The sequence below is a fragment of the Streptomyces sp. RK9 genome (assembly GCF_045070545.1).
Classification (GTDB): domain Bacteria; phylum Actinomycetota; class Actinomycetes; order Streptomycetales; family Streptomycetaceae; genus Streptomyces; species Streptomyces alboflavus.
Window position 1 is genome coordinate 2,372,024 of sequence record NZ_CP173704.1, and the last position, 15,491, is coordinate 2,387,514.

A 15,491-nucleotide genomic window follows, 5' to 3' on the forward strand; every position below is an offset into this window, starting at 1 on the left:
GTCAGCTCAGGATCAGGAGGGTCGTGATGCCCGGGCCGAAGGCGCCGCCCAGTTGGTAGCTGAGGGCGAAGAGGCCTATCGCCGTGGGGCGTTGGGTGGGGGTGGTGGCGGAGGCCGCGTGGACCGAGAGGGTGGCGTTGGCGCCGGTCGCGGTGAAGGCCGCGGCGCCTGCGGCCAGGAGGAGCAGGGGGCCCGAGCTGGTGAAGGTGGCTGTGGCCACCGCCGTCGCGCCGACCGTGATGAGGATCGCGCGGACCGTCGTCCGGCCCAGGCGGGCCGAGCTCGCCGCGAGCAGCCAGGACAGGGCCGAGGCGGTCAGGAGGGTGATCAGCTGGCCCGTTCCGATCGCGCCCTTCGACCAGCCCGCCCGGTCCTGGAGCAGCGACGGCACGGTGAACAGGAGCGTGAAGTAGGTGGTGGAGAGGGTGACGCCGAGGGCCGCGGAGACGAGGAAGAGGGGGGAGCGCAGGAGCGTCGCGGGGACGAAGCCCTCCGGGCGGCGGCGGACGTGCAGGGCCAGGAGCACGGCGGTGAGCAGGGCGGCCGCCACGGCCGGGAGCGGGGCCGTCGGCAGCAGGATCAGGGATGTCGCGAGGGCGATGAGCAGGGTCGCCCCGCGTGCGTCGAAGCGGCCCTCGCCGGGCTGCGTGTCGCGGGCGTGGCGCGCCACCGCCGGCACGGCGAGCAGTGCGATCGCCGACACCGCGAACGCGAGCCGCCACGACACCGCGTCCGTGAGCGTCGCCCCGAGCAGCGGTCCCGCCGCCCCCATGACGCCGAACCCGGAGCTGATCACGCCCATCCGGCGCGCGCTGCCCGCCAGGTTCATCGCCGCCGCGACCAGGCCCGCCCCGCCGAGGGACTGTCCGACCCGGCCCGCGAGGGCCACCGGCAGCCAGGGCGCGACCGCGACCAGCGCCGTGCCGCCGAGCACCAGGGCCGTGCTCAGGCGCAGCAGGGGCTTGAGGCCGCGGCGGCGCAGCAGGGCCGCGAGCAGCGGGGTGCCCGCCGCCATCGCCCAGGCGAACGCCGTCACCATCCAGGTCGCCGTGGCGGTCGCGACGCCGAGGGAGCGCGCCATGTCCGGCAGGATCAGGACGGGGGCGTTGGCCCCGGCGGCCACGGGGGCGGCCAGCAACGCCAGCCAGAAGGCGGGGACTTGGCGGGGGGCGCGGTCCGTGGTGGGCGCTGTGACGGCGGTGGTGGACGCGGCGGATGCGGTGGACGCTGTGGGCGCGGTGGTGCTGGACATGGGGACCCCCTGGAGCGGAACGGCGAATGGTGGACGTAAGGGAAGGGGCAGGCGGCGCCCGCCCCGCGCTCAGACCGACGTCACGACGTCCTCGTACGCCAGCCGCGGCGACCGCGGGAACCACGCGTCCTCGCCGGGACGGCCGATGTTGACCACCATCAGCGGCTCGTGGTCGTCGTCCAGGAACTCGGCGCGCAGGCCCTCGGCGTCGTAGCCGGTCATGGGCCCGGCGGCGAGGCCCGCCGCGCGGACGCCGACGATGAAGTACGCGGCCTGGAGCGTGCCGTTGACGAGGGCGGACTGCTCGCGGACGGAGCGCTCGGAGAAGTACACGTCGCCGATCCCCGGGGCGTGCGGCACCAGCTGGGGCAGCTCCTCGTGGAACTCGTGGTCCGTGGCGAGGATCGCGACCAGCGGGGCCGTCGCGGTCTTGGCGCGGTTGCCCTCGGCCATGTGCTTGAGGAGGCGCTCGCGGCTCTCGGGGGTGCGGACGAGTATGACGCGCAGCGGGGACTGGTTGAAGGCGGTGGGGCCGTACTTCACCAGGTCGTAGATCGCCTGGAGCTGCTCCTCGGTGACGGGCTCGTCGGTGAAGGTGTTGGCCGTGCGGGCCTCGCGGAAGAGCAGGTCCTGGGCGGCGGGGGCGAGGGCGAGCTCGGACATGGTGGGGCTCCTTCGTTGTCTCTGCGTTCGTCTTCTCAAGACTGAAAGTTTCAACGTTGAGATAAAAGCACGTGGGTTCTTTCAGCGTCAAGTGTCTTAACATTGAGAAGGTTCTTGTTGAGAAGATGCGGTGACTAGGCAGGGGAGTGGTCGGCATGAGCGACGCCGTGGACGCGATCGTCGGGCAGTGGGAGCAGGAGCGGCCCGAGTGGGGGGACGACCTCTGGCCGGTGCAGCTGATCGCGAGGGTCCAGCGGATGAACCGCGTCCTGGACCGCGGGGCCAAGGTGTTCTGCGCCGAGCACGGTGTGGAGTGGGGCGAGTTCGACGTCCTGACGACGCTGCGCCGCTCCGGGCCGCCGTACGCCCTGACCGCGGGCGCCTTCCTCAAGGCGGCCATGGTGACTTCGGGCGCGATCACCAACCGGATCGACAAGATGGAGGCCAAGGGCCTGGTCGAGCGGGTCAGGGACGGCGCCGACCGCCGCACGGTCCGGATCGGGCTCACCGAGCACGGCAAGCAGCTCACGGACGTCCTGATGGCCGACCATCTGAAGCGCTACGCCCGCCTCCTCGGCGACCTCGACCGCGCGGAGGTCGAGGCCGCCGCCGCGCTGCTGCGCACGTTCCTGGAGCAGCAGGGCGACACGTCGATCACGTAGCCGCGGCCGGGCGGATGGCGCATTGCGGTCGCACGGGAGGTGCCGCGGACCGGCCGCGGCCCGGTCGCCTCCCGTGTCACCCCCGTCCGTCCCGCCCCCGGGAAATCGATGGTGGCTGAAATCCCGCCAACGCCGCGCCCCCGCCCCCTCCGTCTCGTGGAAGCCGCAGTCCGGCAGTGCCACCCCGTCCCACGTGCCACTCCCTTGTTACGGGGGGAATGCACGGATTATTGCTGCCATGTCATGGCCGGTGCATGGCAGTCGTGTTACGTCCGAACACCGCCCTTGTGGGTTTCCTATGGATCCGCCAATCTTTCGTCGGCGACAGAGAGTTGAACATTGATCAGCTCGGCGTGCACATGTCGGCCAAACATTGTCATGCCCTTGTCGCATCCCCCACCAGCGCACCACCGATTGAGGAGGACCCCTCAGATGGCAGTGATGCGTCACCCCCGCCGAAGACTGGCCGGTACGGGCACCCTCGCCCTCACCGCCGCCACCGCCGTCGCCCTCGGTGTCGTCGCCGCGCTCCCCGCGAGCGCGCAGCCGAAGGCAGCGGAAGGCCGGATCCAGTACGCGGACGCTCCCGGCTCGATCGCGAACAGCTACATCGTCACCCTCGACGCGGACGCCCCGAAGGCGGACTCGCCCGCCGGCAAGGCGCTTGCGAAGAAGCACGGCGCCGAGATCGAGCGGACGTACAAGAAGGTCCTGAACGGCTACGAGGTGCAGGCGTCCGAGGCCGAGGCGAAGAAGTTCGCCGCCGACCCGGCCGTCGCCTCCGTCGTGCAGAACCGCACGTACACGGTCTCCGCGACCCAGCCCAACCCGCCGTCGTGGGGTTTGGACCGCATCGACCAGCGCAACCTCCCGCTGGACCAGAAGTACACCTACCCGGACAAGGCCGGTGAGGGCGCCACCGTCTACGTCATCGACACCGGTGTCCGCAAGAGTCACCAGGACTTCGGCGGCCGCGCCGTCGACGGCTTCGACGCCATCGACAACGACAACGTCGCGCAGGACGGCCACGGCCACGGCACGCACGTCGCCGGAACCGTCGGCGGCACCGCGCACGGCGTCGCCAAGAAGGCCAAGATCGTCGGCGTCCGCGTGCTCAACAACTCGGGCTCCGGCACCACCGCCCAGGTCGTCGCGGGCATCGACTGGGTGACGCGCAACGCCACCAAGCCGGCCGTCGCCAACATGAGCCTCGGCGGCCCGGCCGACAGCGCGCTCGACACCGCCGTCCGCAACTCCATAGCCGCCGGCATCACCTACGCCGTCGCCGCGGGCAACGAGACCACCAACGCCAACACCCGCTCGCCCGCACGCGTCACCGAGGCCATCACCGTCGGCGCCACCACCAACACCGACGCCAAGGCCAACTACTCCAACTTCGGCACGGTCCTCGACCTGTTCGCCCCCGGCTCCGGCATCACGTCGACGTGGAACACCAACGACACGGCGACCAACACGATCTCCGGTACGTCGATGGCGTCCCCGCACGTCGCGGGCGCCGCGGCCCTGTACGTCGCGGAGAACCCGTCGGCCACCCCGGCGCAGGTCTCCACGGCCCTGACGACCGCCGCCACGCCGAACGTCGTCGGCAGCCCCGGCACCGGCTCGCCCAACCGCCTGCTGTACGTGGGCACGGGCGGCACCAACCCGCCCGGACCGAAGTTCGAGAACGGCGCGGACTTCGCGATCACCGACAACTCCACCGTCGAGTCGCCGGTGACCGTCACCGGTGTCCCCGGCAACGCCCCCTCGGCGCTCAGCGTCCCGGTGGCCATCAAGCACACCTACGTCGGTGACCTGAAGGTCGAACTCCTCGCCCCTGACGGCTCCGCCTACGTCCTCAAGGACTACGGAGTCGGCGGCAGCTCGGACGACATCAACACCTCGTACACCGTCAACGCCTCCTCGGAGACGGCCAACGGCACCTGGAAGCTCCGGGTCAGCGACAACGCGGCCCAGGACATCGGCACCCTCGACTCCTGGGGCCTGCAGTTCTGACGCCGTCCGTCTGACGGCCTCGGGCCAGGCGATTCCGGCGCCGACCCCCTGACACCCGTCGGACGCGACTGATCAACGCGCTTCACCGTCACACCTCTTCGCCCTCGTCCTCGCGGAACGGCTCCGGGTCCTCGACCCGGCCGACCGCGGGGACGAGGTGCGTTCGGTGGTGCGTGCGCCCCCTCGGGTCCCGGCGTGAGCCGTGTGCCGACCGGTGTGCGCCGGTGGGTCAACCGCCGGGGGCGATCAGTTAGTTGATTGCTATAACGCTCGAAAGGTCCTGCGTAAAGCCCTGCGGGCCAGGAAATCATCACTTCGAGTGATTCCTTGGCCTAGGGTTGCGGCCAACAACCCACGGTTGCCACGCTGTTGCTGTCTGTCAACCTGATGGGAGTGGCCAGTGACATTCGGTGAGCAGCCGGCCTATCTGCGCGTCGCGGGTGATCTCCGTAAGAAGATCACCGATGGTTCGCTGCCCCCGCACACCCGGCTCCCCTCGCAGGCCAGGATCCGCGAGGAGTACGGGGTGTCGGACACGGTCGCTCTCGAGGCCCGCAAGGTGCTCATGGCCGAAGGTCTGGTCGAGGGGCGCTCAGGATCCGGCACCTATGTGCGCGAGCGCCCCGACCCGCGCCGCGTCGCGCGCACCGGCTTCCGCGGTCCCGGCACCTCCACCCCCTTCCGCCAGGAGCAGGCCGCCGAGAACGCCCGCGGCACCTGGGAGTCCCGCAGTGAGCAGACGGACGCGACCGACGAGGTCGCCGAGCGCCTCGCCATCCGCCCCGGGGACCGGGTGATGTGCACGCGCTATGTCTTCCGGGACGCGGGCGAGGCCATGATGATCTCCACGTCCTGGGAGCCCCTGGCCGTCACCGGCCGCACCCCCGTGATGCTCCCGGAGGAGGGCCCACTCGGCGGCTGCGGCGTCGTGGACCGCATGGCCGCCATCGACGTGATCGTGGACAACGTCGCGGAGGAGGTCGGCGCCCGCCCCGGCCTCGCCGAGGAACTGCTCGCCCTCGGCGGCGTCCCCGGCCACGTGGTGCTCTCCCTCCAGCGGACGTACTACGCCTCGGGACGCCCCGTCGAGACCGCCGACATCGTCGTGCCCGCCGACCGCTATCGCATCGCGTATCACCTGCCGGTGCGGTGACCAGGTGCGTGATCGCGAGTTAACGTCCGCCCGGGTTCCGTAACGCCTGGGCAATCGCGCCCCGCAGCCGATCGTCACGCACGGCTCCTAACTTCCCCCTCCGTACCCGCAGTCCGGTCGGAAGCCAGGAGCCCTCATGACGGATACGGTCACGCGCGACGACGCGAGCCCGGTGGGTGAGGTGACCCCGGCCGAAGGAGGCCCCAAGCGCAGCTACGCCCGGCTCGCCGCCGACGAGAGCCGCGAGGACTACTCGCTGCGCTACGCCCCGCACTCCTTCCGCCGCTGGTCGCCGACCATGGTCGCGTCCACGGCGCTCGGCGGCATCGCCTACCTCGCGGACTTCGCGATCGGCGCGTCCATCGTGTTCACGTACGGCTTCACCAGCGGATTCGCGTCCATCCTGTGCGCCGCGACGATCATCTTCGGCACGGGCGTGCCGATCGCGCGGGCCTGCGCGAAGTACGGCCTGGACATGGACCTGGTCACGCGCGGCGCGGGCTTCGGCTACTTCGGCTCCACCCTCACCTCGCTGATCTACGCCTCGTTCACCTTCATCTTCTTCGCCCTCGAAGGCTCGATCATGGCCCAGGCCATGCACCAGGCGGTCGGACTCCCGGTGGAGATCGGCTACTTGGTGACGACGCTGATCGTCATCCCGATCGTCTTCCGCGGCATGGGCGCGCTCGCCAAGGTGCAGGCGTGGACCCAGCCGATCTGGCTCGTCGGCATGGTCCTGCCGTTCGTGGTGCTCGCCTTCGAGGCGCCGGACGCCTGGGGCGCCTTCGGCTCGTTCGAGGGCACCGAGGGCGCGGGCCAGGGCTTCTCCTGGATCGGCTTCGGGCTCGGCACCGGCGTCGCGCTCTCCCTCATCGCACAGATCGGTGAACAGGCCGACTACTTGCGCTTCATGCCGGCCAAGACCGAGGCGAACAAAAGGCGATGGAATCTGGCCGTTCTCGCGGCCGGACCCGGCTGGGTGATCATCGGCGCCGCCAAGCAGCTCGGTGGCGCGTTCCTGGCGTTCGTGGCCCTGGAAGCGGTCGGCAAGACGCACGCCCTGGAGCCGATCGCCCCGCAGATCGAGGCGCTGCGCCCCTGGCTCGGCTCCTTCGCGCTGCCCGCCGCCGCGGTCTTCGTCATCGTCTCGCAGATCAAGATCAACGTGACCAACGCCTACAGCGGTTCGCTGTCCTGGTCGAACTTCTTCTCCCGCGTCACACACCGCCACCCGGGCCGGGTCTGGTACATCTTCCTCAACCTCGCCATCGCGCTGACGCTGATGGAGATGAACATGTTCGCGGCCCTCAACAAGCTCCTCGGCTTCTACGCCAACGTGGGCATCGCGTGGATCGTCGCCGTCGCCGCCGACCTGGTCATCAACAAGCGGGTGGGCTGGAGCCCGCCGTACATCGAGTTCAAACGCGCCTATCTGTACGCGGTGAACCCGGCCGGATTCGGGGCGATGGTGATCGCCTCGACGGTCTCCATCCTGGCGTTCTTCGGCCTGTTCGGCCGGTACGCCGAGGCCTTCTCGACCTTCATCGCCGCCGGACTCGCCCTGCTCCTGTGCCCGTTGATCGCCTGGGCCACCCGCGGCAGGTACTACCTGGCGCGGCCGAACCCGGTGAACGGCCCGCACGTCGAGGTCCCCGACATCACGGCCACCCACACCTGCGCGGTGTGCGAGACCGCGTACGAACTCCCCGACATCGCCGACTGCCCCGTCCGGTCGGGGCCGATCTGCTCGCTGTGCTGCTCCCTCGACGCCGAGTGCGGGGACGTCTGCCGTACGTCGCCCGCGAGCGGGCCGGTGCTCATGCCGGTGCCGACGGTCCCGGCGGTGCCCGCGCCGGACCCGGCCCCGTAGGTCGGGGCGCACGCGGGCGCGTCATTCGTCAACGAACCGTAAAGCGGGCCGAGTTCGGGCTTGCCGTGCCCGTCCGGGGCCGGTGTGGGGGGCGCGTCCCTGCGGACGCGCCCCCTCCGTGCTGGCCGATTGCGTATCTCTTTGTGCAAAGTCGTATCCGCTGCGTAAAGGTCGGGCGTAAGCTCGGGCATATGCGGATTGCGGTTTCCTTACTGATCGAGGCGTGGGGTGCGCCGGGGGCGGGGAGCGGAGGGACGGCATGAACGACGGGACGGTCATACTGCCCTGGCTCGTGATACGTCAGGACGACAACGGCAACCGCTACCGCGTCGGCAGGTACGCGACCAAGGCCGAGGCGCAGAAGATCGCGGACAGCCTCGACGACCGCGGCAAGGAACAGCTGTACTGGGTGGAGCGGCTGAACCAGAACGGCGCGAGGTGAAGGCCGTAGGCTCCCGCGCATGACCGATCGGATCGTGGTGGTGGGCGCCGCCCTGTACGACGACGGACGGCTGCTCGCCGCCCGCCGCAGCGCGCCCGAGGAACTCGCCGGGCGCTGGGAGCTGCCCGGGGGAAAGGTCGAGCCCGGCGAGCGCGGCGAGGACGCGCTCGTACGCGAGCTGCGCGAGGAGCTGGGCGTCGAGGCGGAGCCGCTCGCGCGGGTGCCGGGGGAGTTCGACCTCGGGCGCGGCTATGTGATGCGGGTGTGGCGGGCCCGGCTGCTCGCGGGGGAGCCGAAGCCCCTGGAGGACCACGACGAACTGCGCTGGCTCGGCCCCGGCGAACTGTGGACCGTGGACTGGCTCCCCGGCGACGTACCGGCGATCCACGCCCTGACGGAATCCTGACGGACCGCCCTCCTGACTTTCCTGGCGGCCCGATCCCGCGCCGCGCTACCGTCGACGCCTCGGCACACCCCGTCTGGCGGCCCCTCCGTCAGCCCCTCCGACCTGCCGGAACACCCCACCGGAGCCGGGCGGGTCGGCCGCCGCCGGGACCCTGCGGCGGCCGGGGAGCAGGGGCGCGCGAGGTGATGGCGGGACAGACCGCACGCCCCTCTACGCCATTCGTGCCACAACGCCACCTGGAACGCGGTACTTCCGCCTGGATATCGGGTATGTGCCCATTAACCCCATGAAACCGGACATAGGTCCGCCGTTGGGCCGGGAAGTGATCGGCGTGATCGACACCGAAGGCGCGTGCGCCGAGTGGGACTTTCCCGCGGACCCGGGCGCCGTCCGCACCGCCCGCGCCGTCGTCCGCGCACAGCTCGGCGCATGGGGGCTCGGCGCCCTCGGCGACGTCACCGTGCTGCTCGTCAGCGAACTGGTGACCAATTCCCTGCGCTACGCCTCGGGCCCCATCGGCGTCCGCCTGGTGCGCCAGGGCGATCCGCTGGGCACGCTGCTCGTCGAGGTGTCCGACCCGCTGCCCGATCCGCCCACGGAACGGTCCGCCGCCCCCGACGACGAGGGCGGCCGCGGCATCCAGCTGGTCGCCCGGTCGTCCCGGCGCTGGGGCACGCGTCCGGGACGTACGGGCACGACGGGGAAGACGGTGTGGTTCGAGCTGGCGCTGCCCGGATAGAAGACAGAGGGCGCCGGTACGTACAAGTGCACGGGACGAGCACAAGGCGGACACGGGCCAAAAAGCGATTGGTCCGTGCTGTGATCGTGAACGGCGTGTGGCTCGGCACCGTAGTGCTGGATACTGCGGGCAGCCACATCCGGTGACCGGTACCGGACGCGGTGAGCTGGAGGGGACGGTTCGCGTGAGCGAGATACCAGCGAAGGCGACGGGTTCGACGCGGCCTGCGGCGCGGTCGGGCGGGGCCCTGCCCGCACGGCCGGTGCCGGGAGCCGGGGGCGGACCTCTCTCGTCGGCGCCGACGGGGACCACGGACGTCGTGACGGGTGCGCCGGGTGCGGCGGACGCGGCCGGCGGCGGCGCGCGCGTCGCCGCGGGGGACGGCTCCGGACACGGACCGGCCGACCCCGCGGGCGAGGACGCGCCCGGACCCGCGGACGAAGGCCCCGGCGACGAGGACGCCCCGGCCGGAGGCCCCGCCGCCGGAGGCCCCGCGCGTGACGTAGTCCCCGGCGCGCCCGGAACCGTAGGCGCCGGTGGGTCGCATGGCGTAGCCGGGGCCCCCGGGGACGCCGACGCGCGTCACCGGGGCGTCGGCGCGGTGCCCGCCCGCGTCGACGACCCGCCCCTCACGACGGACGACGTCGTCTGGCAGAGCAGCCCGCCCGGGTCCATCTACGACTACATCAAGGTGGCCTCCTTCTCGATCGGCCCCGACGGCCTGGTCGACCAGTGGAGCGCCCGCGCCGAGCGGCTGTTCGGCGTGGCCGCGCGCGACGCCGTCGGCAAGGACCCCATCGACGCGTTCATCGCGCCCGAGCTGCGGCCCGCGGGGCGGCGCAAGATGGCCGAGATCCTCGACGGGCGGGAGTGGACCGGGTCGGTCCCGTTCCGGGTGCCGGAGTCGTCCCTCCACGTGCCGGAGTCCGGACCGGACGCCCCGGTCACCGGCAGGGGCGGCGGGTCCGCCCCGGCCGCCGCCGGGCTCGAAGGCATCGCCGAGGTCTATGTGATGCCCGCCCGGACGCCGGAGGGCGAGCGCTCCGCCGTCTGTATCGTCGTCGACGTCCGCGCGCTCCGCCGGATCGAGACCGACCTCGCCGCCTCGCAGGCCATTTTCGGACAATCTCCTTTCGGCTTCCTGCTGTTCGGCACCGACCTCAAGGTGCAGCGCGCCAACCGCCGGTTCGCCGCCGTCTTCGGCGGCGCCGTCGACGACCACCGCGGCCGCACGGTCCACGACTATCTGCCCCGCCACGAGGCCGACCGCATGCAGGACGCCATGCGCCGCGTCCTGGAGACCGGCGAGGCCGTCACGGACATGCAGATCGTCGGCCCCGCCCCGGGCAGCAACGAACGCCGCCACTGGTCGATCAACCTCTACCGCGTGCACAGCGGTTCGGGCCGCCCCATCGGCGTCGCCGGCCTCGGCAACGACGTCACCAACCGGCACGCCGCCGCCCGCGAGGCCGCCCACGCCCGCCGCAACCTCGCCCTCCTCAACGAGGCCGGCGCCCGCATCGGCAACTCCCTCGACCTGGAGACCACCGCCCGCGAGCTCCTCGACGTCAGCGTCCCCGGCTTCTGCGACCTCGCATCCGTCGACCTCTACCAAGGCCTCCTCGACGGCGACGAGGCCGCGCACATCCGCCAGAGCCTCGCCGAGGGCAGCGCCGAACTGCGCCGCGTCGCCTTCGCGAGCGCCGTCGCCGACGCGCCCTTCCCCGACGGCACCGGCCCCGTCGACGTCGGCTCCGTGCACCGCTTCGCCTTCAACTCGCCCTGTGCGGAGGCCCTGCGCACGGCCCGCCCGCGCCTGGTCGCCGCCGACGACGACTGCGGGCCCGCCCGCCGGCTCACCAGCGGACTCATCCAGTCCACGCTCGCCGTGCCGATGGTCGCGCACGACACCGTCGTCGGCCTCGCGCAGTTCTCCCGTACGAAGGGCAGCGAACCCTTCGGCGAACGCGACCGTGCGCTCGCCGTCGAACTCGCCTCGCGCGCCGCCGTCTGCATCGACAACGCCCGCCTCTACCGCCGCGAGCACGAGCGCGCGCTGATACTGCAACGGTCCCTGCTCCCGCCCGGCGACCCCGAGGCCGCCGGACTCGACATCGCCTGCCGCTATCTGCCCGGCAACGCCGCCACCGAGGTCGGCGGCGACTGGTTCGACGTCATCGAACTGCCGGGCCACCGCACCGCCCTGGTCGTCGGCGACGTCATGGGCCGCGGCCTGCGCGCCGCCGTCGCCATGGGCGAACTGCGCTCCGCCGTACGCACCCTCGCGCTGCTCGACCTGGAGCCCGCCGAGGTGCTCTCCGCCCTCGACGAGATCGCCCGCGGCCTCGGCAACCCCCAGGGCCAGCAGCACGCCCGCCGCGGCGCCCCCGCCCGGAGCCGCGACACCGACGACCTCGCCGAGGTCTACCTGGCGACCTGCGTGTACGCGGTGTACGACGCCGTCACCCGCCGCGTCACCTTCGCCAACGCCGGGCATCTGCCGCCGGTCCTCGTCGAGCCCGGCGAGTCCGCGCTCATGCTCGACGTGCCCCCGGGCATGCCGCTGGGCGTCGGCGGCGAACCCTTCGAGGAGGTCGACGTCGACCTGCCCGAGGGCGCGCTGCTCGCCCTCTACACCGACGGCCTCGTCGAGTCCCGCGACCACCCCCTCGACGAGGGCCTGAACGCCTTCGTGGGCGCCCTCGACGACCCCGCGCAGGCCCTTGAGGACATCTGCGACCACGTCCTGAACACGCTCGACACCCACCACGGCGAGGACGACATCGCACTGCTCATGGCGCGGGTGCAGGGCCTGCCCGCCGAGCACGTCGGCGACTGGACGCTGCCGCGCGAGCCGCAGTCCGTGGGCCGCGCCCGCGAACTGGCCTGTCAGCGGCTGCGCGAGTGGGACCTCGAAGCGCTCGTCGACACCGCCGAACTCCTCGTCAGCGAGCTGGTCACCAACGCCCTGCGCTACGGCGAGGGCGAGATCCGCCTTCGCCTGCTGCTCGACCGCACCCTGGTCTGCGAGGTCTGGGACGCCGGACTCGTCCAGCCGCGCCGCCGCCGCGCCCGCGACACCGACGAGGGCGGGCGCGGCCTGCAGCTCGTCGGCCTGCTCAGCGCGGCCTGGGGCTCACGCCGGACACCGCGCGGCAAGACGGTGTGGTTCGAACTGGCGCTGCCGGACGGCGAATCGCAGCCGATGGACGCGGCGGAGGCGTTGATGAGCCTGTTCTGAGCACGCGGTGGGCTCCGGGCGGACAGTGAGGGCGGGGGAGGGAAAGGACAGGCGCGCGGCGCCGTCCTGGTCGAGGCGCCCCCGTCCGGCTCACGTCGTCGCCTTCAGCGCCGCCAGCCGCGCCTCCACCTCCGCCGTGTCGCTCAGGCTGTCCAACTGCTCGAACTGCGCGTCCAGCGAGGACGCGGCCAGCTCCTCCCTGCCGAGGGCCCGCGCCTCCTCGCGCCGCACCTTCTCCTCGAACCGGCTCAGCTCGCTCGTCGGATCGAGGACGTCGATGCTGCGGGCGGCGTCCAGCATCTGGTTCTGCGCCTGCGCGGACTTCGCCCGGGCCACCAACTGGTCCCGCTTCGACTGCAGCTCCGTCAGCTTGATCTTCATCGAGTCCAGGCCGTCCTTGAGCCTGGCGACCACCTCGGACTGCGCGGCGATCGTCGGCTCGGCGTCCTTCGCCTCCTTCTCGGACCGCAGCTGCCGCCCGAGCGCCACCTTGGCGAGCCCGTCGAACCGGTCGGCCTCCCCGGCGTTCCCCGCCATCCGCAGCGCGTCCGCCTTCCTGCTGGCCGCGAGCGCCTTGCCGCCCCACTCGTCGGCGGCCGCCACGTCCTCCCTGTGGTCCTCCTCCATCAGGCGCAGGTTCCCGATCGTGGCCGCGACGGCCTGCTCGGCCTCCCGGATGTTCTCCGTGTAGTCGCGGATCAGCTGGTCCAGCATCTTCTGCGGGTCCTCGGCCTGGTCGAGGAGGGCGTTGACGTTGGCCTTCGCCAACTGCGCCACGCGCCCGAGGACGGTCTGCTTGGCCATGAGGGCTCTCTCCTTGTGTGTGCGTACGGGTACGGATCCCGCGGACGAGTCTCAGAACCGCCCGCCCCCGCCCCTGCGACCCCGGGTCCCGCCCCCGCCGAAGCTCCCAGGACCGCCACCCCCGCCACCCCCGCCGCCCCCGCCGAAGCCGCCCCCGCCCGTCCCCCCGAGGCCCCCGCGCCCGAGCCCGCCGAGGATCTGCCCGAGGACGATCCCGCCGAGCACGGCCCCGCCCGTCCCGCCCGCGCCCCCGCGCCCGCCGCCGTACGGATGGCCGTAGGCCCGGACGTCCCGCTCGGCGAGCGCCTGGGCCTCGCGGGCCAGGGAGTCGGCACGCCGGGCCTCCGCGAGGGCCGCACCCGCCCCCGTACCGCCCGACACCGCCTCCGCCCCCTCCGCCCGCTCCGCCTCCTCCAAGTGCCGCTGCGCCTCCGCGAGCCGTGTCCGGGACGCGCTGCCCACCGCGCCCCGGTGCGTCGTGACGTAGTCCGTGGCGGCGGCGACGGCGCTGCGGGCGGTGAGGAGGGCCTGGCCGAGGAGGGAGCGGGCGCGCGCATCGGCGTCGTCACGTTCGCGTGCGCCGGACAGGGCCGCGTCGAGCGCGGCGTCGGCCTCCTCCACCCGGCGCAGGGCGTCGATCGGGTCGTACGGCCCTGCGGCGACGGCCCGCCGCACCTCGCCGGTGACGGCATCGGCCCGGGCCACGCGCCCGCGCAGGTCGGCGTCGGGCGCGCCGCCGGAGCCGGTGAGCCGTCCGCGGGCCTCGGCGAGGTCGGCATCCGCCTCGCTCAGGGCGCCCGGCAACCGGCCCGCCGCCTCGGCGAGTTCACCGGCGAGCCGCTCGACGGCGGTGAGGAACGTGTCGGCCTGGTCGACGGCGCCCTCGGCCGCGCGCAGATGGACGGCGGCCGTGCCGTTGTCGGCGCCGTCGACGGCCGTACGGGCCAGGTGCAACTGGGCGGTGGCGAACACGAGGCGGTCCTTGGCCTGTTCGACGTTGCCGACGACCACTTCGCTCGCGCCGGGGGAGTAGCGGGACCGCAGCTCCTTCAGGGTGCTCTCGGCGTCCAAGGTGCGGGCACTGACCTGCTGGAACACCGCCTCGGCGTGGTCGAGGGCGGCGGGCGCGGCGCGTTCGAGGGCGCGCAGCTGGTCGAAGGCGGCGGCCTCGGCGTCCAGGCGGCGGTCCGCCTCGGTGCAGCGGGCGACGATCTCGTCGAGCATGCGGCGCCGGGTCGCGTCGTCCTCCGGACAGGCGTCGTCGAGCTCCTGTCGCAGCCGGAAGGCCGCCGTCAGCTCCTCGCGCGCGGCGGCCACGGCGGCCGTGAAGGGCCGCGCGGCCTCCTCACCGAACTGGGCGGTGGCGAAGCCCAGTTCCTCGGCGCTGGTGCGCACCGCGTCGTCGGTCTCCACGAGCAGGGCCCTCGCCCGGGCGTCGAGGTCGGGCAGCGGCTCGGGCCCGGTGCCCTGTCCCGGTGTCGTACGGGAGGTGACGCGCCGCCGCCGACGCCGGTACGCGACCAGCGCGAAGCCGCCCGCCGCGCAGGCCGCGACCACCGGAAGCACCAGATCGCCCGCCACCCCGTCATCCACGCTGTCCGCACCGCCCGCGGTGCTCCCGCCGGGGTCGGCCTCGCCCGGGGTGATCGTCGGCGCCACCACCCGCTGCCCGTCGAGCACCGCCGCGTACCCGTTCGCCGCGCCGACGGCGGCCCCCGCCCAGTCGTGGCGCCGCAGGGCGGGTTCGACGGCGGTGGCGGCGACCTCCCGCAGCTGGCCGTCGGTGAGCCGCGCGGCCGCGTCGACGGAGTAGGCGTACATCCGGTCGTGGGTGGCGACGGCGAGCAGCACGTCGTCGGCGCCGAGGCCGTTGCGGTCGGCGGTGGTGTCGGCCCAGCCCTGCGCGGACCGCCCGGAGAAGTCGCGTACGTACACGACGAACAGCTGGATCCGCTGCTCCTCGTAGAGCCGGTCGAGGGCGTCGGCCACGGCCGTGCGGCGGTCGCCGAGCGCGTCGGTGCGGTCGGTGATCTGGCCGTCGCGGTCGAGGCGGACCGGGTCGTCGGCGGGCGCGGCACGCGCGGGGGGCGCGGCGGGCAGGGCGGACGCGGCGCCCGCCGGGGGTGCCGACAGCGGGAGCCAGCACCAGAGCAGCAGCGCGGCGGCCGCCGCCCGCGCGGCTATGTGCGACGGGGCGCGGGAGGACGGCGTCACATGTGGCAGCGTATGGCCGCCCATGGGGT

General features: G+C 72.9%; 12 protein-coding genes. 8 read left to right on the top strand and 4 right to left on the bottom strand.

Features of this window, described 5'->3' with window-relative positions:
• Position 1: 1 nt before the first annotated feature.
• Positions 2 to 1,252, bottom strand: coding sequence for an MFS transporter (locus AB6L24_RS30835; protein WP_405660712.1), 1,251 nt, complete (start codon positions 1,250 to 1,252; stop codon positions 2 to 4).
• A 69-nt stretch (positions 1,253 to 1,321) separates the two neighbouring features.
• Complete coding sequence (locus AB6L24_RS30840) at positions 1,322 to 1,915, bottom strand: malonic semialdehyde reductase (protein WP_405660715.1); 594 nt, start codon at positions 1,913 to 1,915, stop codon at positions 1,322 to 1,324.
• A 155-nt stretch (positions 1,916 to 2,070) separates the two neighbouring features.
• Here AB6L24_RS30840 and AB6L24_RS30845 point away from each other — a divergent pair, with 155 nt between their 5' ends.
• The 8 genes from AB6L24_RS30845 to AB6L24_RS30880 all read left to right on the top strand — a co-directional run bounded on the left by AB6L24_RS30845 (position 2,071) and on the right by AB6L24_RS30880 (position 12,444).
• Positions 2,071 to 2,577, top strand: a complete 507-nt coding sequence (locus AB6L24_RS30845) for a MarR family winged helix-turn-helix transcriptional regulator (RefSeq protein WP_405660717.1) — start codon at positions 2,071 to 2,073, stop codon at positions 2,575 to 2,577.
• Positions 2,578 to 3,009: 432 nt separating this feature from the next.
• Positions 3,010 to 4,593, top strand: coding sequence for a S8 family peptidase (locus tag AB6L24_RS30850; RefSeq protein WP_405660719.1), 1,584 nt, complete (start codon positions 3,010 to 3,012; stop codon positions 4,591 to 4,593).
• Between the two features lie 400 nt (positions 4,594 to 4,993).
• The gene (locus tag AB6L24_RS30855; protein WP_405660721.1) at positions 4,994 to 5,746 is read left to right on the top strand and encodes a GntR family transcriptional regulator; all 753 of its coding nucleotides are present in this window, start codon (positions 4,994 to 4,996) and stop codon (positions 5,744 to 5,746) included.
• Between the two features lie 136 nt (positions 5,747 to 5,882).
• Positions 5,883 to 7,616 (top strand): purine-cytosine permease family protein, encoded by a 1,734-nt coding sequence (locus AB6L24_RS30860; protein ID WP_405660723.1) that lies wholly within the window; start codon positions 5,883 to 5,885, stop codon positions 7,614 to 7,616.
• A gap of 259 nt (positions 7,617 to 7,875) precedes the next feature.
• Positions 7,876 to 8,058, top strand: a complete 183-nt coding sequence (locus AB6L24_RS30865; protein WP_016641997.1) for an SPOR domain-containing protein — start codon at positions 7,876 to 7,878, stop codon at positions 8,056 to 8,058.
• Positions 8,059 to 8,077: 19 nt separating this feature from the next.
• On the top strand, positions 8,078 to 8,464 hold the full coding sequence (locus AB6L24_RS30870) for a (deoxy)nucleoside triphosphate pyrophosphohydrolase (RefSeq protein ID WP_405660725.1): 387 nt from the start codon (positions 8,078 to 8,080) through the stop codon (positions 8,462 to 8,464).
• Positions 8,465 to 8,786: 322 nt separating this feature from the next.
• Positions 8,787 to 9,203, top strand: coding sequence for an ATP-binding protein (locus AB6L24_RS30875; RefSeq protein ID WP_405663449.1), 417 nt, complete (start codon positions 8,787 to 8,789; stop codon positions 9,201 to 9,203).
• A gap of 184 nt (positions 9,204 to 9,387) precedes the next feature.
• Complete coding sequence (locus AB6L24_RS30880) at positions 9,388 to 12,444, top strand: SpoIIE family protein phosphatase (protein ID WP_405660727.1); 3,057 nt, start codon at positions 9,388 to 9,390, stop codon at positions 12,442 to 12,444.
• 90 nt (positions 12,445 to 12,534) lie between these two features.
• Here the strand turns inward: AB6L24_RS30880 and AB6L24_RS30885 are convergent, their stop codons facing one another.
• Both AB6L24_RS30885 and AB6L24_RS30890 read right to left on the bottom strand, forming a co-directional pair.
• Positions 12,535 to 13,248 (bottom strand): PspA/IM30 family protein, encoded by a 714-nt coding sequence (locus AB6L24_RS30885; RefSeq protein WP_405660729.1) that lies wholly within the window; start codon positions 13,246 to 13,248, stop codon positions 12,535 to 12,537.
• 51 nt (positions 13,249 to 13,299) lie between these two features.
• Complete coding sequence (locus tag AB6L24_RS30890; protein WP_405660732.1) at positions 13,300 to 15,462, bottom strand: TPM domain-containing protein; 2,163 nt, start codon at positions 15,460 to 15,462, stop codon at positions 13,300 to 13,302.
• Positions 15,463 to 15,491: the final 29 nt, after the last annotated feature.

Excerpts from the sequence above, each read along its gene's own strand:
- AB6L24_RS30835 (WP_405660712.1), bottom strand. The coding sequence starts at position 1,252 with ATGTCCAGCACCACCGCGCCCACAGCGTCCACCGCATCCGCCGCGTCC.
- AB6L24_RS30840 (WP_405660715.1), bottom strand. The coding sequence starts at position 1,915 with ATGTCCGAGCTCGCCCTCGCCCCCGCCGCCCAGGACCTGCTCTTCCGC.
- AB6L24_RS30845 (WP_405660717.1), top strand. The coding sequence starts at position 2,071 with ATGAGCGACGCCGTGGACGCGATCGTCGGGCAGTGGGAGCAGGAGCGG.
- AB6L24_RS30850 (WP_405660719.1), top strand. The coding sequence starts at position 3,010 with ATGGCAGTGATGCGTCACCCCCGCCGAAGACTGGCCGGTACGGGCACC.
- AB6L24_RS30860 (WP_405660723.1), top strand. The coding sequence starts at position 5,883 with ATGACGGATACGGTCACGCGCGACGACGCGAGCCCGGTGGGTGAGGTG.
- AB6L24_RS30865 (WP_016641997.1), top strand. The coding sequence starts at position 7,876 with ATGAACGACGGGACGGTCATACTGCCCTGGCTCGTGATACGTCAGGAC.
- AB6L24_RS30870 (WP_405660725.1), top strand. The coding sequence starts at position 8,078 with ATGACCGATCGGATCGTGGTGGTGGGCGCCGCCCTGTACGACGACGGA.
- AB6L24_RS30885 (WP_405660729.1), bottom strand. The coding sequence starts at position 13,248 with ATGGCCAAGCAGACCGTCCTCGGGCGCGTGGCGCAGTTGGCGAAGGCC.